The organism is Gilliamella sp. LMG 34359, assembly GCF_984569085.1.
Genome location: NZ_OZ474906.1, coordinates 2,689,029 through 2,708,715 on the forward strand (window position 1 = coordinate 2,689,029; position 19,687 = coordinate 2,708,715).

The window sequence follows — 19,687 nt, forward strand, 5'->3', positions numbered from 1 at the left end:
AACTATTTACTAATTGCCGATTGCCACTCTCGAATCCAAGCTTTCTGATGTTTTTCGATCTCTTCTGGTTTAAATTCTAGCGATCTATTTACCGAATTAATTTGTGCAAAGGCATTAGGGATATCGGTTTTAATAATTGGATACATCACATTTTTTTCAGCAAATTGGCGTTGCACTTCTGGCGTGAGTAAATAGCGTAAAAATTGTCGAGCTAAGTCGACCTCTTGACTATATTTTATGATACCTGCCACCTCTACTTGACGATAATGTCCTTCATCAAAAATAGCCGCTTGATAATGGCGATCATTTTCGTTCATGATATGCGCCACCGGAGAGGTATTATAGCTGAGTACCAAATCGGCCTCACCTTTTAAGAACATGCCATAAGCTTCACTCCAACCTTTAGTAACAGTTACGGTGTTTTTAGCCACTTGTTGCCATGCATTTGCTGCATTGTCACCATACACTTTTTTCATCCAAAAGAGTAAACCGAGTCCTGGCGTGCTAGTTCTTGGATCTTGATAGATGATCTTCCAACCCGCTTTATTGTCGACCAGTTCATGTAAAGAGTGAGGTGGATTTTTGACTTTGTCTATATTGTAGATAAAAGCAAAATACCCAAAATCATAAGGCATAAAGCTATCGTCCCACCAATTGGTATTAAGATTGTCCGGTTTAGCGATTTGATGTGGAATAAGCAGATTGGCTTGTTTTGCCTGTTCTAACAAGTTATTATCAAGTCCTAAAATAACATCAGCATTAGTTTTATCACCTTCAAGGCGAATACGATTTAAAACCGAAACCCCATCACCTAAAGTGACAACATCAAGCTGGCAGTTGCACTGCGCTTCAAACCCTTTTTTTATCACCTCACCCGGCCCCCATTGTGACATAAATGAGTTATAGCTATATACGGTTAAGGTAGGAAGTTCAGCATTGGCTAATTGGCTAAACAGTGATAAGGAAAAAATAACAGATAGTAAAAAGTTTTTACGAAACATTTTGCCTCCAAAGTAATTAGTAAAAGACAAAAGGTTTGAGCAGATATATTAACTCAAATCCCTCCGCTGGCATTATCCAGTTCAGGTTCGACGAGTTATGTCAGTCACTCTGACACTCTCAGCCCTCCAGGGCACCCCGTTGAGAACAATAAATAGTTTAGTGTGAGCAAGTAGAATTGTAAACAAGCGTTTTGTCGATAGCCAGATAATTGCGCAATAGATGTTAGATATCAGCCAATCAGTGACAATTGTTACGTTTGTCGGTATTATATGCCTCATTTATTTCTTATCGATTAGGTATAGTGTGAATATTCAACAATTACTAACGCAACGAGTTTCCCAAGCAATGATTATGGCAGGTGCCGATAAAAATTGTGATGCTTTAATCAAGCAATCAGCTAAAGTTCAATTTGGTGACTATCAAGCTAATGGTATCATGTCTACCGCTAAAAAATTGGCTATGCCACCACGAGCATTGGCAGAGAAGGTTTTGCAACATCTTGATATTGATGATATTGCCGATAAAGTGGAAATTGCAGGTCCCGGTTTTATTAATATCTTTTTAAAAGATAGTTGGATTGCCGATCAGAACGAATTGGCTTTAAGTAGTGATAAACTGAATATTACCTTACCAGCCAAACCGCAAACCATTGTGGTTGATTACTCTGCACCAAACGTTGCCAAAGAGATGCACGTTGGTCATTTACGCTCAACCATTATTGGTGATGCCAGTGTGCGGGTATTATCTTTCTTAGGTCACAATGTTATTCGAGCTAACCATGTTGGTGATTGGGGTACTCAATTTGGTATGTTGATTGCTTATCTGGAAAAGATGCAAAATGAACATGCCAACGATATGCAACTGTCGGATTTAGAATCTTTCTATCGTGCTGCTAAAAAACATTATGATGAAGATGAAGTCTTTGCTGAAAAAGCACGAAATTATGTAGTTAAACTCCAAGGTGGCGATGAGTATTGTCGTGATATGTGGCGTAAGCTTGTTGATATTACCATGACACAAAACATCGCAACTTATAAACGATTAAATGTAACATTAACAGTTGAAGATACCATGGGCGAAAGCATTTATAACAGTATGCTACCGGGTATTGTTGCCGATTTAAAACAGAAAAAATTAGCCGTTGAGAGTGAAGGCGCCATTGTGGTATTTTTAGATGAGTATAAAAATAAAGAAGGCGAACCGATGGGCGTTATCATCCAAAAACGTGATGGTGGCTACCTATATGCAACAACCGATATCGCTTGTGCTAAATACCGTTATGAAACGTTACACGCTGATCGTATTCTTTATTATACTGATTCTCGTCAACATCAACATTTAGAACAAGTTTGGACGATTGTCCATAAAGCTAAATATGTTCCAGAATCGTTGAAACTAGAACACCATATGTTTGGTATGATGCTTGGTAAAGATGGCAAACCGTTTAAAACTCGTTCCGGTGATACCGTTAAATTAAATGATCTACTTGATGAGGCAACTGAACGTGCAGAAGCCTTAATTAAAAGTAAGAATCCTGAGCTTTCTACAGCGGAACTGGCTCAAGTGGTTGATGCGGTGGCAATTGGTGCCGTGAAATATGCTGATCTATCGAAAAATCGTACCACCGATTATGTATTTGATTGGGATAATATGTTGTCATTTGAAGGCAATACCGCGCCTTATTTGCAATATGCTTATACTCGTGTACTTTCGGTATTTAGAAAATCTAATATCAGTGAAAATAGCTTAACAGGTAATATCAATTTAAGTACCGACAAAGAGCGTGCCTTAGCCATTCGATTAATTCAATTTGATGAAACGATTTCCAACGTCGCCGCAGAGGGAACTCCACATGTGCTTTGTGCTTATTTGTATGATATAGCGACTCTATTCTCCAGTTTCTATGAGCACTGCCCTATTTTAGCGGCTGAAAATGAAGAGTTGAAACTGAGCCGTTTAAAACTGGCCTCTTTAACCGCGAAAACGCTTAAGACCGGTTTGGATATGCTGGGTATCAAAACGGTTGATAAGATGTAATATGATAAGCCACCGACACTTTTGAGTGTCGGTGATTTTACCTATTAGATGTCGACCTGTTTAACGACTGAAATCGATAATCCATCAACATGATCCTTTGCAAAATTGGCGAATTCAACAAAATGCGCAGTGGTATTGTGTAAGTCGATCGCCTGCTGTGATTGCCACCTTTCTACTACAATATAAACATTCGGATTTTCAATACTTTGATTAAGCTCATAACGCAAGCAACCTGCTTCAGCTCGACTACCAGTAACTAATCGTTTAAAAATAGGGGTAAATGCCTCTTGAAATTCTGGTTTAACCGTAATTGTGGCTATAATATTGAGTGGTGTCATATATTTTCCTTTAGAACAAATTAATTTATGATTCACACTATAATTAATAAATCGTTTTTATGCTAATCTCATTTTTTCGACCACGATACTTAGTATTAAATAATAAGTTAGAGTGGTAAAATTTAATAATTGCCCATCGCTGAGCGCAAAAAACTATTTTGCTGTTAAATAATCTCAAAAATAATACTTTAACCATTTCATTTATTTAGATATTTTTAAAATTAAAGTACTTGATCTTATCAATAAAAACATTAGAATTCTCGACAACTTATTAGAACCTAGCAATAAATATTCTATGAAAAATAATAATTTAGTCATCGCAAACAATAACCCGTGTAAGTCATTTTGATCCTCCTTTTTGGAGGATTTTTTTTGTCGATTTAAATCTTAATAGTAACTGAATTGTAGAGGCACATTATGACCGATAATAAAACAATGTTATCAACCAGTCGAGACCAAAGTTTAAAAGCATATTTGATGAATAAAATTAAGCAAAATGGTGGTTGGGTTAATTCACATATGCATGCTGATCGTGCTTTTACAATCACTGTCGATAGTTTTGATGTCTATCAAAAACAAACTCTGATTGAAAAATGGGATACGCTGGATAAAGTCAAAGCGGCAATGACCGAAGATGATTATTACCGGCATTTTAGCATGGCGGTTGAGCGTATGATTGAACAAGGTGTAACTGCCATGGGGTCGTTTGTCGATATCGACCCGATTGCTGAAGAGCGCGCAATTCGAGGAGCGTTGCGAGCGCGTGAGACCTATAAAAGTGACATTATCATTAAATTAGTCAACCAAACCCTCAAAGGGGTAATTGATAAAGAAGCACGTTATTGGTTTGATAAAGGCGCTGATTTAGTCGATATTATCGGTGGTTTACCTCGTCGTGATGAGCGCGATCATGGTGAAGGAATGGGACTTAAACATTTAGATGTGTTAATGCAGACCGGTAAATCATTAGGCAAGATGGTGCATGTGCATGTTGACCAATTTAATTCATCGGATGAGATCGAAACCGAACAATTAACTGATAAAACCATTGAGCATAATATGCATGGTCGCGTGGTGGCCATTCATAGTATTTCAATTACTGCTCATAGTTTGCAATATCGTCAAAAACTCTACCAAAAAATGAAAGAAGCTAAAATGATGGTAATTGCTTGCCCATTTGCTTGGATTGATAGCCCACGCCGTGAAGAACATGGCCCAACCCGCAATTCATTAACGCCAGTCGATGAACTTGCTGCCGCCGGGATACCGGTGGCAATTGGGACTGATAACGTCAGTGATTATATGTTACCTTTTTCAACCGGTAATATGTGGGAAGAGCTTAAATTATTAGTCACTGGCTGTCGTTATACAGATTTAGATAATGTGGTAAATGTTGCCACCAAAAATGGGCGAATGGTATTAGGCATTGAATAATTGTTTGATTAAAAATTTAACTGAGATTTAGTCATCTTTAAAAATAAAAATCCCACCTAGAGAATAACTGAGTGGGATTATATTTATTGATTGTTATTTATAATTGATGAATTGCTGAAGAAAGCCTAGAAAGGTAATTGCTAAAACTTGATTTTATATCATCCTCTGCTTGTTGTCTTAATTCACTACGAGAATATTAATTACCGTCTGTACTATCAAATTCGTAACTAGGTTTATCACCAGTATAGGTATACTTAACTTGTCTTGAACTTTTTTCAGCTGAAAATCTCTCAGAATAACCGTTTAATTCAAAAAGATATACGCTAAGGTTTAAACTATAATTATTTACCAATGTTCCAGTTTGTAAATTATATTCTTTTTCACCATTCTTTTTAGTGTCATTTGTTACTGAACCACCATCATCCGAATATCGCTCATCTTCGCTAAGATTAATAGTAATGTCACTATTTCTGCTGTTGTTAACTAACATAATAGCATCATCATTTTTGAAATAATCTTCAACAAAATTAGAAAATGAATTTGTATTACCTGTCACCTATAGTCTTATTTTACCTTGGTCAGCATAACTTATTGCTTTTTGTTGCGAATCTCGATAATTACCATACTTTGCATAAATATTTGTTGCTGCCTGTCGATATTAATAATGTCGTATCGCATCTTTAGCTGTATTTTCACCTTGTGAATATCAATTATAAGCTTAACGTTTGATCATTTTTTTTTCATAGTAATTAGTTAATTCTTTAGTGTCTTTGTAATGACCTAAAGGCTTATAAATATCGATAATCGTTCTAAAACAAGTTACCGCTGTACTATAATCTCCTAATTGTATTTGTTGTTTGGCAAGTTTGTATAATACTTCTGCCTCAAGTTGCCGGTATCTAGTATCAGAGTAAATATAAGCTTTTTCGATATCTTTATCATAATACCAATCTAATGATTTTTTATATAAAATTGCTCTTTTCTCATAATCTCCAGGATATATAGCGAGGATAGCGTTTGCTTGTTCAATATAAATATTAGCTAATTTTTGTTTTAAACCTTCACTTGAATATTTATCCAAAAAGAAGGCTAATTGCGGACTATAATAATGATTAGTCAAACGCAGGGACATCTCTAATAATTTTTGATAGATTTCAATGCGGTTTTCATAATCAGATTTAATGGTATTCGCTAATTCAGTCTCATATTTATTCATCATTTCAGCCACTAACTCATGCAGTTTTTCTACATCAGTTTGCTTAAAATTTCCTTCACTCTTTTCTTCTATTGTTCCCGCTAATAGATTGATGCTTTGCAGAAAGTTTCCTTCTTCATAAGCATCTTGATATGTGCGTTGGTGGGCACAAGCAACTAATAGAAATATTGATAAAGAGGCCAAAATAATTTTCATTAATTTTTTAATTTTCATAAAGTTGTCCTTTATAGGTATGAAAGATCTTTAACAATACTTTCAATTATTGATCTTAATTGACTGCTTTGTTCGCTTTTAGCTCTTTGTTCTAATTCATCTGGAGATTCTAAAACACCTTCGTTATAGTCATGTACATGTGAAGGTACATCTCCACCCCAATAATTAACCTCATATTTTTCTGAAGATTTTTCTATAGTAAATGAGCTACTTGAACTAATAAGTCCTCTAACGCTTACTTCAGTCGATAATGTTAAGCTATTGCGATAAGTTCTGGTTGACTCGTTGTAAGACACTTCTTTAAAAGTTTCGACCTGAGTTGTATGCCCTTGATCATCGGTCTGTTCTACATATTTATCAAATACTTTTTCGCGTTTTATTTCCATGTTATACGATTGTTGAGGGGAGTAATAACGGCTATTACAAGTCACACTAATTATGACATCTGCACTAGATAAAGAACTGACAAAGTAGAGATAATCAGCAGAAAAAGCTGAGCCTACATCAGAACAGAGATCGTCAGAATGAAAATAAACCGATATTAAACCTTTATTATGATACTTTTCAGCTAAAGAAGCTGCATCTTTATAACGTCCAAAACGACTATATACGTCTGCGGCTTGCCAATAATATTCGCCAACTGAACGAAAAGTTGAGCGGCTGTCAGCGCCTTTTGCCAGTTTTTTAGCTGTTTGATAAGCCTCTTCGGCCATTAAAGTAGCGTGTTTTTTAGCATTATCATAAGCGCGTTTATCACTGTCTTTATATTTACCTAGTGGTTGATATACTGATGATGCTTGACTAAATGCCTCAGACGCAGCGTTATAATCTTTCTGTTTTTCGAAATTTCTACCTTGATCATAGAAATCTTTAGCGGCAATCTGCATATATTTGGTATTAGCATTTTTATATAAAGTAGCAATATTTTTATAACTGTAGTAAGACAAACCACTTTTATATAACTCAGCTTTTGTATGATAACTGTCAGAATCAGTACCAGTGATTGAATTACCATAGTCATAGAAATCTTTAGCAATGATTTGCCTCAAGTCTTCATCAGAATATTTATCAAAAAAGAACACCAATTCAGCACTGTAAAAACGGTTACTTAAGCGTTGGTTAATCTCTAATAACTTTTCATAAACATCAATGCGTTTTTTATAATCAATCTTATTGGTGCTAGTTAATTCATCCTCATATTTGTTCATCACATCAGTTACTAACTTACTGAGTTTTTCGGCATCAGTTTGCTTAAAGTTTTCTTCACTTTTTTCCTCTATTTTTGCCGCTAATAGATTGATGCTTTCAACATAGTTTCCCTCAGCATAAGCATCTTGAGATGTGCGTTCGTAAGTACAACTCACTAATAAAAACATTAATAAACCGGCAATAATAATTCTCATCATGTTTTTCCTTATTAAAAATTGTCCATTAAAGGGAAGAAAGTTTTTGAGCAATACTTTCTAGCAATGATCTTAATTTAGTGATCTGTTCTCTTTTTGCTACTGGTAGTAAATCATCATCATTTTCATAATAGCTTGAAGTTATTGCATACATAGTGTCAGAAAAGTCAATAAGTCCTTTCATCATTACTACAGTCTTTAGGCTTAAAATATTGTTAGTAGTATCCAATTTCGTATAGTAAGTTTCATCTTTTAACGTTGGGATTTGAATGCTATTCCCTTGAGCATCGATATGTTCTATGTATTTATCAAATACTTTTCGGGTGTTTGGCATGTCAATCTGTGTGTTTGTTACTTTATATTCTTTATCAGAAGTTATTTTAATTTTGAGATCAGCGTCAATAGGAGAAGTAACAAAAGTGATATAATCTTTATTTAGAGCCAATTTTATGTCAGAAAAGTATTCAGAACCATAGCCATAAACTTTTATTATTCCTTTGCGTTTATAAGTGTTAGCTAAAGAAGCCGCATCTTTATAATGTCCATAATGACGATAAGCATCTACGGCTTGCTCATAATATTTGGCGACTTGACGATATTCTAGGCGTAGGGTTGCGTTTTTCGAAAGCATTTTTGCTTGCTGATAAGCCTCTTCGGCCATTAAAGTAGCGTGTTTTTTAGCATTATCATAAGCGCGTTTATCACTGTCTTTATATTTACTTAGTGGTTGATATATTGATGATGCTTGACTAAATGCCTCAGCTGCAGCTTTATAGTCGTTTTGGGTTTCGAAATTTACCCCTTGGTCATAGAAATCTTTAGCAATGTTTTGCCTCAAACTTTCATCAGGATATTTATCGAAAAAGTTCACTAATTCCGCACTGTAAAAACGATTACTTAAACGCTTGTTCATCTCTAACAGTTTTTGATAGATTTCAATGCGCTTTTTATAATCTGTGTTATTGGTGCTGGCTAATTCATCTTCATATTTGTTCATTACATCAGTCACTAACTGACGCAGCTGTGCGGCATCAGTTTTCTTAAAGTTTGCTTCACTTTTTCCTTCTATTGTAGTAGCTAACAAATTGATACTTTCAAGATAATTTCTTTCCGCATAAACATCTCGATATGTCCGTTGATGTGTACAACCAATTAATAAAAACATCATTAAAAAAGTAGTAATAATTCTCATCATATTTTTCCTTATTAAAAATTGTCCATTAAAGGTACGAAAGATCTTTGGCAATATCGTCTAATCTTGAGTTTAGCTCGGATAATAAATCTCTTTTGGCTTGAGTGTATAAATCATCTTTCGATTTTAAGCGACCATCACTGTGATTATGAAATCTGGTAGGTACATTACCACTATAAATATAGTCATGTTTAACTGAGGATTCTTGAATTTTAAATGATTTGCTATAACTATAGATACCGTGAACCTCAATGCTAGCCGTTAAGGTTAATTTGTTACTATGAGTTACTGTTTGTAAGTTATATCGTTGATCTTTGTAAGTTTTGATTTGAGTTGTATTACCGTTTTTATCTTTTGCTTCAATATATTTATCAAAGACTTGCTCAATCTTAGTTTCATTGGTTACTGATTTATCTAGATCGACAAAATCACTTTTAAAGTCAATTCGAATATCTATCTCTGCACTACTCGAGTAATTGGCAAATTGGATATAATTTGCACTTAATTTATCTCTTATTTCATCAGTGAAACTTGAACCATAGTAATAAACTTTAATTATGCCTTTTTTAGCATAAGTATCAGCTAATGAACTGGCGTCAAAATATTGTCCATATGGCCGATATATAGATGCTGCTTGCGCATAATACTTGGCAACTTCTCGATATTCATAACGCTTTGTCGCATTCATTGCCAGTTGTTTAGCTTGTTGATAAGCCTCTTGAGCCTGCTGGGTAGCATATTTTTTGTCATTATCTTTCGCAAGTTTATCACTATCTTTATATTTACCAAGTGGTTTGTATATCGATGAAGCCTGACTAAAGGCTTGAGCAGCAGCTTTATAATTTCCCTGTTGTTCGAATTGTTTACCTTGGTCATAGTAATTTTTGGCTGCCATCTGCATATATTTAGTATTGGCATTTTTATATAAAGTGGCGGCATTTTTATAATTGTCGTATGACAAACTATTTTTAAATAATTCGGCTTTTGTTCGATAACTTTCACTGTCAGTGCCAGTGAGGTAATTACCATAATCATAATACTCTTTAGCAAGAGTTTGCTTTAATTGCCTAGTGTCATATTTATCATTGAAAAAACTGATGTGATCAGAATAAAAGCGATGACTTAATATCTCTTTCATAGTTAATAAATGCTTATATGCATCTATTTTTTGAGGATAATCATATTGATGGAAGTGATTTAGGTCTTTTTCGTAAAACTGCATTACATTACTAACAATAGTTTGTAGGCGCTTAGCGTCCTGTTGTTCAAACTTTGCTGGCCCTTTTTCATCCAAACTGGCAGCTAAAAGATTGATACTTTCTATATAGCGACCTTCCTTAAATGCATCTTCAGCTGTTCGCGTATGGCATGCCGTTAATAAAAATATACAAAAAATAGCAATAATCGTGCGCATAAACTTCCTTTCTTTACTTCTTTTTTCTACTAGTTATTTCAAGTATTTCATATCCATTTTTGATATGTTTATATAAAAATGGAGATTTTTATCAGTTTATGAAAAAACTGTTGGTTGAGTTTATGCTAAACTTTTAGCTAATTATTAACTTTTATTGCTACTTTTTTTACTATTTGTTATTAATTATTAACAATAAATGCTATTAGTGGTTTTGGTAAATGTTTAAAATTAATTGGCGGGATGATGTTACCCTTAAATAAAATAGTCATTTTTATTTAAGGGTTAGCAAAATTTTACATTCGTGTCGGTTTTTTATTCACTTTTTGACGAGTAGATCTGCTTGTCTGATTAAGTTTCGGTCGTTTCGGTTTGGCTATGCGTTTGTCGGAAGATGACTTAGTGGTAAAGCTTTTGACTTCAGCAGGTAAGCCGACTAATTGGCGTAAATAATTAACTGAATCAATACCCAGTTCCATCCATGTACCTCGCGATAAACCTTTTGGTAACGTGATATTACCATAGCGAATACGAAGTAAGCGACTAACTTGAACATCAATGGCTTCCCACATACGACGAACTTCTCGATTACGACCTTCGGTAATAACCACATTAAACCATTGATTTAGTCCATCACCGCCTTGTGGTTTGATGGAGTTAAATGCAGCAGGACCATCTTCTAACTGAACGCCTTTGCGAAGTTGATTAAGTTGTTGGTCAGTAATATTACCAAATACGCGAACGGCGTATTCGCGTTCAATTTCATGCCTTGGATGCATAAGGCGATTAGCTAGTTCACCATCTGTTGTGAATAGCAATAAACCCGATGTATTTATATCAAGTCGACCAATATTGATCCAACGAGCATTTTTTAAGCGTGGTAATCGTTCAAATACGTTAGCACGACCTTGCGGATCATGGCGAGAGCAGATCTCGCCTTCTGGCTTGTAATAAGCAAGTACTCGACAGACCTCTTTTTCTTTACTTCTTAATTGCACCAAGTGGCCATTAATACGAATTTTAGGGTTGGCATTAACATCGACCCGGTCACCTAATGTTGCAATTTTACCGTCAACACTAATTTTGCCCGCAACGATCATCGCTTCAATTTCACGACGTGAGCCATTGCCTAAATTGGCTAACACTTTTTGTAATTTTTCAGAATTCAATTTTTTCATTTTGCCTCGCTACCTTCACAGGTATCTCTATTTAAGGATGATTTATTTTACCTTAGGTAAAAAACTAATATCGACATAATAGCGTTTTGCATTTACTACATCAATATAGACGGTTATGCTCTCTCTATTGATGAAAGGCGTCGGATCAAACCAAATATTTTCACTTTTAAAAATATATATATCATCAGGGGTTAATTTATCTTGCCACTGACTGTAAATGACATAAGGGGAGCGGCCTTGAATAACTATGGCTGTATTAACCTCAATCGAAGTTATTTGTGCTTCAACTTGTCGACCATTGGTTAGCATTTTACGCTTAAATCGGTTTTTTCTAACATTAAAATAAAAATAACTCCCGCTAATTAAAAATAGGACAATTGCCAATATCCCAATAATAATTTCAGTAAACCACAAGGTGAAAAGGTTATTAATTTTTGCATGGTCAGGATTTTCAGGATTGTAGATAATCTCAACCACCTCTCCTTTGCGATAAGTGGGCGGATTACTACCGACATCGGATTGAAGCTTTCTTACTCGTTGATGGTTATCTACAAATAAGAAGATAGGATGATAAGATAATGATCGTGTGCCATCAGAGTTTCTTATATAGGAGACTTCTAAGTCAACCACAGTGCCGGTAGTTATTAGTGATGAATTAATAAAATTTATCTGTTTGATAGAGAAAAATCCTAAAAATAACATTAATCCAATACTAAGCACTAAAATAACCGACATTATTTTCTTCATTTTATTTTTTCTTGTTAATTGCTTAATTTTATTTTATTCAAAAGGTGTTATATCACCGCTACCTTTTCGAATAATATCTGGATAATCATTGGTCAAATCAATAACCGTGGTTGGTTGTTCGCTAATGTAACCGCCATGAACGATAGCATCGAGTTGGTGACCGATTTTATCTTCGATTTCTTCAGGATCGGATTGGGCTTCATTTTCATCCGGTAAAATGAGAGTGGTGGTCATTAAAGGTTGCCCTAACAATTCAAGAAGCGCTAAATCGATCTTATTATCCGGAATACGCAATCCTATTGTTTTGCGTTTTTCGTTCATTAATCGTCGAGGTACTTCTTTGCTGGCTTGCAAAATAAAGACATATTTACCTGGCGTGTTATTTTTCAATAACCGAAAGGTGGTGTTATCGACATATGCATAAGATGAGAGTTCCGATAGATCGCGACACATTAATGTGAAGTTATGGTGCTTATCCAGATTTCGGATTTGACAAATACGATCTACGCCATATTTGTTATCAAGTAAACAGCCTAGTGAGTAACCTGAATCAGTAGGAAATGCTATCACTCCACCGTCATTTAATATTTTGACAACTTGATCCAATAATCTGGTTTGTGGATTATCCGGGTGTATATAAAAGGTCTGGCTCATAATAATCTTCTTTCATAATTGCTGATTAAAAAATGTAAGGAACGAGTTTTTTGTCATGGTTTAACAAATTAAATGCGTGATCTAATATCAGCGCCAATCAGACCAAATTGGCGTAACGCTGCCCGGTAATGGCGCTGTTTTACCTAAATCAAGATAATTTACCAAATCATGAAAATCCGAACCTTGTGAGGCCAACAATTCAAATTCATTAGCCAATTTGGCTAGTTGCTGTAGATCTTCTTGAGTTTGTCGACTTTGTGAAACTTCAATGGCATCACCACCATAGGTTTTAAATTCATTAATTAATAATTTTAATTTAGTCAAGGTTAAATCATAACGAGATGGGTGAGCTAAAACCGCTTGTCCACCAGCGGCATGGATCACATTAACCGCATCGGCAATGCTACAACAGTTTGCCGGAACATATGCATAACCACTTTTGCCTAAATATTTTTTAAACGCTTGTTTGATATCTTTCACATAACCACTCGCCACTAAAAAACGAGCAAAATGGGAACGCGAAACAATATCACCTTTGGAGAATTGTTGAGCTTGCTCATAGGCATCATGGATGCTCACTTTAGCCAATTTTTCACTAATGCTAATTGCCCTATCAATTCTCCCTTGCTTTTGAGCTAATAACAGTTCAAGCAACTGCGAATTTTCAACATCGACATTCAAGCCAACAATATGAATTTCGTTATGTTTCCATATGGTTGAAACTTCTACGCCATAAATTAATTTTACTGGTATGTTTTCACGCACGATGGTCTCTTTTGCTTCTGGCAAACCTTTGACTGTATCGTGATCAGTAATTGCTAACATACTGATTTGATTATCAGCAGCTCTTCTAACTAGTTCACTTGGGGTTAAAATACCATCTGATGCAGTAGTGTGCGAATGTAAGTCGACGATCACTTTTTTCTCGAAAATTATTTTTAAAAGTGTAATATACCACACAATTTGCACGACCACTAAAAGGTATATTATGAAAGATCAAATTCAACTTGCTCAGCAAGACACGCTAGCTATTATTCAAGAACTTTTAGAAGACGGTAGTGATCCGCATGCGCTCTACATTATTGAACATCATATTTCATCACAAAACTTTGATAAGTTAGAAAAAGTAGCAGTCGAGGCTTATAAATTAGGCTACGAGGCAACTGATCCAGATGAAGATGTTGATGATACAGGTAATTTTGTTATCGGTTTTGACATTATTACTGAAAGTCCATTAGATGCTGAGTTAATAAATGCGCAAATTGCCGAAATCATTACACTGGCAAACCAATTTAACGTTAATTATGACGGTTGGGGAACCTATTTCGAAGATGGTAGTGATGACGAATTTGATGACGAATTTGATGACGAATTTGATGATGAAGCTAATGAAACCATTCATTAATGAATAATAGCTTTTTAATTAAGACTATTCCTATCCGCCAATAAACGGATAGGAATAGTTAAAATGCTTATTTCAGCTGTTCAACACGACTTGTTCTTTTATTATCAGTCGAAACACTGCGGATCGAAACCGCGCCATTTACCGCTACCGGACCGTTGTAAGCCTGCCAATTTTCGCCTTTATCGGTTGAATATTCGATAGTTAAGCCAGGAAAAACAACATTAGCAACTAATTTGCCATCTTCAATCTTCGCTCCAGGAACAGGAAGACGATAGTTAATTGAAGCAAGATCTAATTTAGCTAATTCTCGTTGACCAATTAAGTTAGCAAAGTGATTCCAATCATTGCGCAGTTGTTGCTGATCAACATATTGCGTTTTGCCTTGTTGGAATTCACGATCTTTTTGATAGTCGGTTTCCCATTCAGCTTTATGCCATGCTCGCTCAGCAACACTCAATAGTCGAGGATAAGCCATGTAGGCCAATTTATCGTCGGTGCGAATATTTTCCGTCCAGATTTGTGCTGATAAGCCATAGGCGCCTGGCCAATTCATGGTACCTTTAGCGGCAAATGCATCACCATTACGATCGAATGAGGTTTCCGCATTTTGTGGTAAATTATCCGGTGCAAAACTGAATATTTTGCGTTCATCATTAAAGCGCGAAGCCCAATAGTAACCACTTTCTTTTGGATTAACTTCATAAGGCATATCTAAATAAACATAATCAGGGTTAGATACGATGACTTTATAGCCTTTATTGGCAAACTCATTGACTGAGTCATACCCGCCCCAATATAAGTTATCCCAAAAATTGACCACCACTTCATCGGTAGCAAAAGCTTTGGCGTTAGTGGCAAATTTTACGCCATCTTGCCAAGCCTGCATGCGATTAATTCCATTATTTTTTATGATTTTACTCACTTCAACCGCAAAATAACTTGGTAAATGTTCAATATTTTTTACTATGCCTTGCTTGACGAAGGTTTGGCATGCTGGTGATTTTGCCCATGGATGATCTTCGACACTTTGATCGATTAAACCTTTACCAGCCTCTTTTTGCGCGGCATGAATATCTTGGTAACCATTGCCGAAGTGAATGTTTTTAGCCTCATCACCACCAAAATGCCATGTTGAAATCGGTTGTCCAGCTTCAACGTGCATTTTGGCTATTTCGCTAATTACTTTATCAGCAAATTTTTTCGAAGAGTCTAAACATGGGTTTAGGTAACTCTGCCGATTATAGAATTGTACTGTGGTGGTATTGGAGGTATCACTTGGGTCAAGTAATCGATATTCATTAGCCTCATTTGGTTTTCCTTGATCCATAAGGCGCTGATACCTCACTTCCATTGACATGATAGCAGCTCTGGCATGGGCTGGCATGTCGATTTCTGGAATAACTTCAATAAATCGCGCATTGGCATATTTAACGATTTCGATATAATCTGCGCGAGTAAAATAGCCACTACCATTATTATCACTGTTTGGCCCAGATCCTAGTTGCGGTAATAGACACTGTTTTTCAGTTAAATCATGACAACGTTTACTACCAAAATCAGTGAGTTCTGGTAGGCCGGGGATCTCAATTCGCCACCCTTCATCATCACTTAAATGGAAGTGGAATTTATTCATCTTATATTTTGACATCATATCAAGTAACTGTAATACCGCTTTTTTACTTTTGAAATTTCGACCGGTGTCAAGCATCATTCCACGATATTCAAAACGAGGCGCATCTTCAACTGAAAGTGTATTAATGATTGACGATTTGCCAATTGACGAGAGAATCGATTCTACAGCATAAAAAATACCACTCTCATCAAAGGCGACAATAGTAGCGCCCTCTGAGGTTATATCAAGCTTATAACTGCCATTAACACCTTTTTCAAAGGCTGTTTTGTCAATCGATGCTTTGACATTAAAACCTTGTTTTGTCACCGCAATATTTAATTGTTTAAAATGACTTGCTAACACTGATTGGCTAGCTTGTGCTAAGCCATTAAGCATTAAATTAACACCGTTTTGATTGAGAGTAATGGTCTCTTTGCCAACCGTAAGTTTAACTGGGGTTGGTAAAATTTGGCCTTGCAATAAATCTGTTGCAATTTTTTTAATGTCACTATTACGTTGGTAACGGCTTTCAGGGGTCATTAAAATATTATGATCGTTAGGTGATATTTTCCATTGTTCACCTAGTGGAGCCACAAATGCCGACAAATTATCAGAATCAGTATTGGTGTTGGCAATTATTTTAGGTTTAGCATCCGTTGAAGTTACATACCAACGAGGCATCACATCACTTTCACTTATTTGCCAATATTCACCAATAACTGGGATAGTTACCTGTGCGTTAGCAGGAATATTGGTAAATTTTTCTGTCGGTTCTAATTTATGTAAATCACCGGTTACGTGGGTAATTTTATACTGATCATTATTAACCGCTAAAATCATGCGAATATTATGGAAGTAGATAGCCCAATCTTTACTGGTTATTGCTGGCCCTGTGTTTTTAAGCGTTAAGGTCACTTTGTTACAAGAAGCCCAATCTGCGCCCAATGCTGCACAATCTACCCCTGCATTTACGGCGTTGTTATCGACTATTTGATAATTTAAGCGGAGCTGTGAACTCATCGTATCAACTATTTGTTGTGAAGCATTAACCGATTGACTGGCTCCTAGAGTTAATAATGATGTGATCGAAGTAGCAAGTATAGCTGATTTAAACTTTTTCATATCGGTTACCTATTTTTGTTTAGCATTGAAAATGGTGAAAGGGAAAGTAACAATAAATTTGATATCGCGTTCATCTTGGAAAATATTGCCATATCCATGCTCCCAGCTGTTTATATGATTTTCATGGTTGTTATATTTAGTGTAGTGTAATTGGAATGAAGTATCTTTTGCCCAAGTATCTTGAATGGTATACCCCAAATCGAAATTATAAGCTGATTCTACTAAGCGATTTTTGCGTTTATCTGATGTCGAATTTGGTTTGGCATCCCAACCATAAGCATAAGATGCACCGGTTTTCCAACCCGTTAAGTAATGGTTTAAATGACCTAAATCATAGGTGACCTCAAAAAATGCGGCTTTTTCGCCATTGGCATTAAAGTCAGAACGTGAATTCCACCAAATATCTAATCGTCCATTAGATGATGCATAATCAGGTGTCATACGTTGTAAAAAGTACCCTTGCTCCCCTTCTGCTTTTACCGAAACCCCTTCAAGTCGGAATCCAACTGGACCAACTTGGTAACCTAAAGTCGCTGCTTGCAACCACGCTAGACCATCATAAACATTGGTACCTTTGTGAGATTGATCTTTAGCACCATAAAATTGGTAACTCATGGTTAAAGGATTATCTAACACATCCATTTTGTAAGAGGTTTTAGCAAAAAACTGATTCATGTAATTTTGTGCTTGGCCAAATGCGCTTTCTACCACTAAATTATTTTTAAAATCGTATTTAAGGCCAGCGGAATGTAAAAAATCGATTTTTTTGCCTTTTCCCCAGCGTTTGAATTCATAGAGGCGTTTATACCAAGGCGCTTTGTATTTATCTGTCCACATATAGGACATAGATAAAGCGCCAGCAGCATCAAAATCAAGTACGGTGCCAACTTCTGCTCCACGATAAGTACCAGGTAATAAACTCCAATGCGGTGCTAATAAAGTTTGCCCTGAAGGTTGAATATAACCGGCCTTGATCCAAAACAACTCATCAAGTTTAAAATTAAGTTGTGCTTTATAAAAACTTAAGCCACTAACATCTTTTTTCCAATCTTCATTCCAACGAGTATTAGCACCACTAAAACCAATCTCATTCGGATGCCCGTTACCGCCATTACTGACTTCCCATGCGCCATAACCACCCAATTCAATAGCTAGCCGATCAGCAATATAACCTGACTTAAAATCTAAATTGGTATTAAATGATGAATGTCTAAGATTTTTCTCATATTTATGTACTTCAATATTTTTTCTTTCCCTATCACGATTCCAGAAAAATACATTACCAGTTAGTGAAGCATCATCGACAAAATCACTAGCATACTCAGCTTGCGCTGGACATATACTGGTTAACACGGTGATAGATAAAATAAGTTTAGTAAAAAGATTTAAACGGCAGGGTAATAATTCATTATTATTCATAGTTGCTTCCCTAAAATTAGGCTGTGTAAACGAGCATTAAAATTGCCAACTTTTGATTGGTTTTTATAAGTTAAACTAAATTTTCAACTGCTTTTAATTGTTGTTTAGACAATATTTACTGAACATATTTAAAGTGTAGATAAGGTAAATATGCATTTTTATAATACATAAACATATTTTAGTCCGCGAATTAAATGTTCTTAATTCGTGATCTAAATCACCAAAAAATTAAAAATTTGGCTTTTTTTTGTGAAATTCGCCACACTTTTTTTACCGAATAAATTAATTGATTATTTTTTCTAAATTTTGCGGTGAAGACATGGCATGACATTAAGAAAGGAATTAGCAAAGAGTAATAATTAAAAACAAGTCGCTAATAAAAAACAGGCAATAAAAAAGAGAAATGCATAGCATTTCTCTTAATTATTAGTCATTTTAAACTTAAATTAGTTTTCAGTATCAAGCTCAGCAAAGCTTTTAACGAGTTCATCAATGGCTTTCATCTGTTGTAAGAATGGTTCAAGTTTGGCTAATGGCAATGCTGATGGACCATCACATTTTGCATGGCTTGGATCAGGATGTGATTCTAAAAATAATCCCGCAATCCCCACTGCCATACCGGAACGAGCTAATTCAGTAACTTGACCACGACGACCGCCTGAAGCTGCCCCCATTGGATCACGGCATTGTAATGCATGAGTTACATCGAAAATCACCGGCGATCCATTGCTGACTTTCTTCATGACATTAAAGCCAAGCATATCAACCACTAAGTTATCATAACCAAAGCAGCTACCACGATCACAAAGAATTACTTGATCATTACCTGCTTCTTCAAATTTTTCGACAATGTTGCCCATTTGACCTGGGCTCACAAACTGTGGTTTTTTAACATTAATTACGGCACCAGTTTTCGCCATTGCTACAACTAAATCGGTTTGTCTTGCTAAAAAGGCTGGTAATTGAATAACGTCAACCACATCAGCAACTGGTTGACACTGCTCTTCAGTGTGCACATCAGTAATAATTTTTACGCCGAATTGTTGTTTTAATTCCTGAAAGATTTTCATTCCTTCTTCTAACCCCGGTCCACGATATGAGTGAACTGATGAGCGATTCGCTTTGTCAAAAGACGCTTTGAAAATATAAGGAATATTGAGTTTGTCGGTTACCGTGACATAATGTTCACAAATTTTCATTGCTAAATCACGCGATTCAAGCACATTCATGCCACCAAATAAGACAAATGGTAAATCATTGGCGACAGTGATATTACCGACTTTTACTTTTTTTTGTTTAATCAT

General features: G+C 35.7%; 17 protein-coding genes and 1 riboswitch. Of the genes, 3 read left to right on the top strand and 14 right to left on the bottom strand.

The features are described 5' to 3' along the window. Positions 1-2: 2 nt before the first annotated feature. Positions 3-1,001: a thiamine ABC transporter substrate binding subunit gene (thiB, locus tag AC5LXV_RS12290; RefSeq protein ID WP_493460192.1), complete on the bottom strand. Its 999-nt coding sequence runs from the start codon at positions 999-1,001 to the stop codon at positions 3-5. A 40-nt stretch (positions 1,002-1,041) separates the two neighbouring features. Continuing rightward, positions 1,042-1,150, bottom strand: a riboswitch (TPP riboswitch). Positions 1,151-1,305: 155 nt separating this feature from the next. Between thiB and argS the strand changes: the two genes are divergently transcribed. Continuing rightward, a complete protein-coding gene (gene argS / locus AC5LXV_RS12295; protein WP_493444992.1) occupies positions 1,306-3,039 on the top strand; it encodes an arginine--tRNA ligase in 1,734 nt (577 codons plus the stop codon). A gap of 44 nt (positions 3,040-3,083) precedes the next feature. Here argS and AC5LXV_RS12300 read toward each other — a convergent pair whose 3' ends face one another. Further along, positions 3,084-3,377, bottom strand: a complete 294-nt coding sequence (locus tag AC5LXV_RS12300) for a putative quinol monooxygenase (protein ID WP_493444993.1) — start codon at positions 3,375-3,377, stop codon at positions 3,084-3,086. Positions 3,378-3,794: 417 nt separating this feature from the next. Here AC5LXV_RS12300 and AC5LXV_RS12305 point away from each other — a divergent pair, with 417 nt between their 5' ends. Next, entirely contained in the window at positions 3,795-4,811 is a 1,017-nt protein-coding gene (locus AC5LXV_RS12305; protein WP_219999694.1) for an amidohydrolase family protein, read from the top strand. 196 nt (positions 4,812-5,007) lie between these two features. Here AC5LXV_RS12305 and AC5LXV_RS12310 read toward each other — a convergent pair whose 3' ends face one another. The 9 genes from AC5LXV_RS12310 to rnm all read right to left on the bottom strand — a co-directional run bounded on the left by AC5LXV_RS12310 (position 5,008) and on the right by rnm (position 13,743). Continuing rightward, the gene (locus AC5LXV_RS12310) at positions 5,008-5,367 is read right to left on the bottom strand and encodes a hypothetical protein (protein WP_493466607.1); all 360 of its coding nucleotides are present in this window, start codon (positions 5,365-5,367) and stop codon (positions 5,008-5,010) included. A gap of 162 nt (positions 5,368-5,529) precedes the next feature. Further along, positions 5,530-6,240: a hypothetical protein gene (locus tag AC5LXV_RS12315; RefSeq protein ID WP_493466608.1), complete on the bottom strand. Its 711-nt coding sequence runs from the start codon at positions 6,238-6,240 to the stop codon at positions 5,530-5,532. A gap of 11 nt (positions 6,241-6,251) precedes the next feature. Further along, positions 6,252-7,646 (bottom strand): hypothetical protein, encoded by a 1,395-nt coding sequence (locus AC5LXV_RS12320; protein ID WP_493466609.1) that lies wholly within the window; start codon positions 7,644-7,646, stop codon positions 6,252-6,254. Positions 7,647-7,671: 25 nt separating this feature from the next. Further along, positions 7,672-8,838, bottom strand: a complete 1,167-nt coding sequence (locus tag AC5LXV_RS12325) for a hypothetical protein (protein ID WP_493466610.1) — start codon at positions 8,836-8,838, stop codon at positions 7,672-7,674. Positions 8,839-8,863: 25 nt separating this feature from the next. Then, the gene (locus AC5LXV_RS12330) at positions 8,864-10,249 is read right to left on the bottom strand and encodes a hypothetical protein (RefSeq protein WP_493466611.1); all 1,386 of its coding nucleotides are present in this window, start codon (positions 10,247-10,249) and stop codon (positions 8,864-8,866) included. 293 nt (positions 10,250-10,542) lie between these two features. Next, positions 10,543-11,424, bottom strand: a complete 882-nt coding sequence (gene rluB, locus AC5LXV_RS12335; protein ID WP_034882924.1) for a 23S rRNA pseudouridine(2605) synthase RluB — start codon at positions 11,422-11,424, stop codon at positions 10,543-10,545. 42 nt (positions 11,425-11,466) lie between these two features. Beyond that, positions 11,467-12,171 (bottom strand): DUF3592 domain-containing protein, encoded by a 705-nt coding sequence (locus tag AC5LXV_RS12340; protein ID WP_493466612.1) that lies wholly within the window; start codon positions 12,169-12,171, stop codon positions 11,467-11,469. Positions 12,172-12,204: 33 nt separating this feature from the next. Further along, positions 12,205-12,825: an L-threonylcarbamoyladenylate synthase gene (locus tag AC5LXV_RS12345; RefSeq protein WP_110423090.1), complete on the bottom strand. Its 621-nt coding sequence runs from the start codon at positions 12,823-12,825 to the stop codon at positions 12,205-12,207. An 87-nt stretch (positions 12,826-12,912) separates the two neighbouring features. Beyond that, the gene (gene rnm, locus AC5LXV_RS12350; RefSeq protein ID WP_493466613.1) at positions 12,913-13,743 is read right to left on the bottom strand and encodes an RNase RNM; all 831 of its coding nucleotides are present in this window, start codon (positions 13,741-13,743) and stop codon (positions 12,913-12,915) included. Positions 13,744-13,813: 70 nt separating this feature from the next. Here rnm and rraB point away from each other — a divergent pair, with 70 nt between their 5' ends. Continuing rightward, entirely contained in the window at positions 13,814-14,230 is a 417-nt protein-coding gene (rraB, locus tag AC5LXV_RS12355; RefSeq protein ID WP_493466614.1) for a ribonuclease E inhibitor RraB, read from the top strand. Between the two features lie 67 nt (positions 14,231-14,297). Here rraB and AC5LXV_RS12360 read toward each other — a convergent pair whose 3' ends face one another. The 3 genes from AC5LXV_RS12360 to kdsA form a co-directional block, all read right to left on the bottom strand. Then, on the bottom strand, positions 14,298-16,964 hold the full coding sequence (locus AC5LXV_RS12360; protein ID WP_493466615.1) for a beta-N-acetylhexosaminidase: 2,667 nt from the start codon (positions 16,962-16,964) through the stop codon (positions 14,298-14,300). A 9-nt stretch (positions 16,965-16,973) separates the two neighbouring features. Continuing rightward, the gene (locus AC5LXV_RS12365) at positions 16,974-18,383 is read right to left on the bottom strand and encodes an OprD family outer membrane porin (protein WP_493466616.1); all 1,410 of its coding nucleotides are present in this window, start codon (positions 18,381-18,383) and stop codon (positions 16,974-16,976) included. Between the two features lie 446 nt (positions 18,384-18,829). After that, positions 18,830-19,684: a 3-deoxy-8-phosphooctulonate synthase gene (gene kdsA / locus AC5LXV_RS12370; protein ID WP_493468001.1), complete on the bottom strand. Its 855-nt coding sequence runs from the start codon at positions 19,682-19,684 to the stop codon at positions 18,830-18,832. Positions 19,685-19,687 lie beyond the last annotated feature (3 nt).

What these genes read in the sequence shown, in the direction of transcription:
- rluB (WP_034882924.1), bottom strand. Translation starts at nt 11,424, where the DNA reads ATGAAAAAATTGAATTCTGAAAAATTACAAAAAGTGTTAGCCAATTTA.
- AC5LXV_RS12320 (WP_493466609.1), bottom strand. Translation starts at nt 7,646, where the DNA reads ATGATGAGAATTATTATTGCCGGTTTATTAATGTTTTTATTAGTGAGT.
- AC5LXV_RS12305 (WP_219999694.1), top strand. Translation starts at nt 3,795, where the DNA reads ATGACCGATAATAAAACAATGTTATCAACCAGTCGAGACCAAAGTTTA.
- AC5LXV_RS12365 (WP_493466616.1), bottom strand. Translation starts at nt 18,383, where the DNA reads ATGAATAATAATGAATTATTACCCTGCCGTTTAAATCTTTTTACTAAA.
- AC5LXV_RS12330 (WP_493466611.1), bottom strand. Translation starts at nt 10,249, where the DNA reads ATGCGCACGATTATTGCTATTTTTTGTATATTTTTATTAACGGCATGC.
- AC5LXV_RS12340 (WP_493466612.1), bottom strand. Translation starts at nt 12,171, where the DNA reads ATGAAGAAAATAATGTCGGTTATTTTAGTGCTTAGTATTGGATTAATG.
- rraB (WP_493466614.1), top strand. Translation starts at nt 13,814, where the DNA reads ATGAAAGATCAAATTCAACTTGCTCAGCAAGACACGCTAGCTATTATT.
- thiB (WP_493460192.1), bottom strand. Translation starts at nt 1,001, where the DNA reads ATGTTTCGTAAAAACTTTTTACTATCTGTTATTTTTTCCTTATCACTG.
- AC5LXV_RS12345 (WP_110423090.1), bottom strand. Translation starts at nt 12,825, where the DNA reads ATGAGCCAGACCTTTTATATACACCCGGATAATCCACAAACCAGATTA.
- AC5LXV_RS12325 (WP_493466610.1), bottom strand. Translation starts at nt 8,838, where the DNA reads ATGATGAGAATTATTACTACTTTTTTAATGATGTTTTTATTAATTGGT.
- AC5LXV_RS12300 (WP_493444993.1), bottom strand. Translation starts at nt 3,377, where the DNA reads ATGACACCACTCAATATTATAGCCACAATTACGGTTAAACCAGAATTT.
- AC5LXV_RS12360 (WP_493466615.1), bottom strand. Translation starts at nt 16,964, where the DNA reads ATGAAAAAGTTTAAATCAGCTATACTTGCTACTTCGATCACATCATTA.
- AC5LXV_RS12315 (WP_493466608.1), bottom strand. Translation starts at nt 6,240, where the DNA reads ATGAAAATTAAAAAATTAATGAAAATTATTTTGGCCTCTTTATCAATA.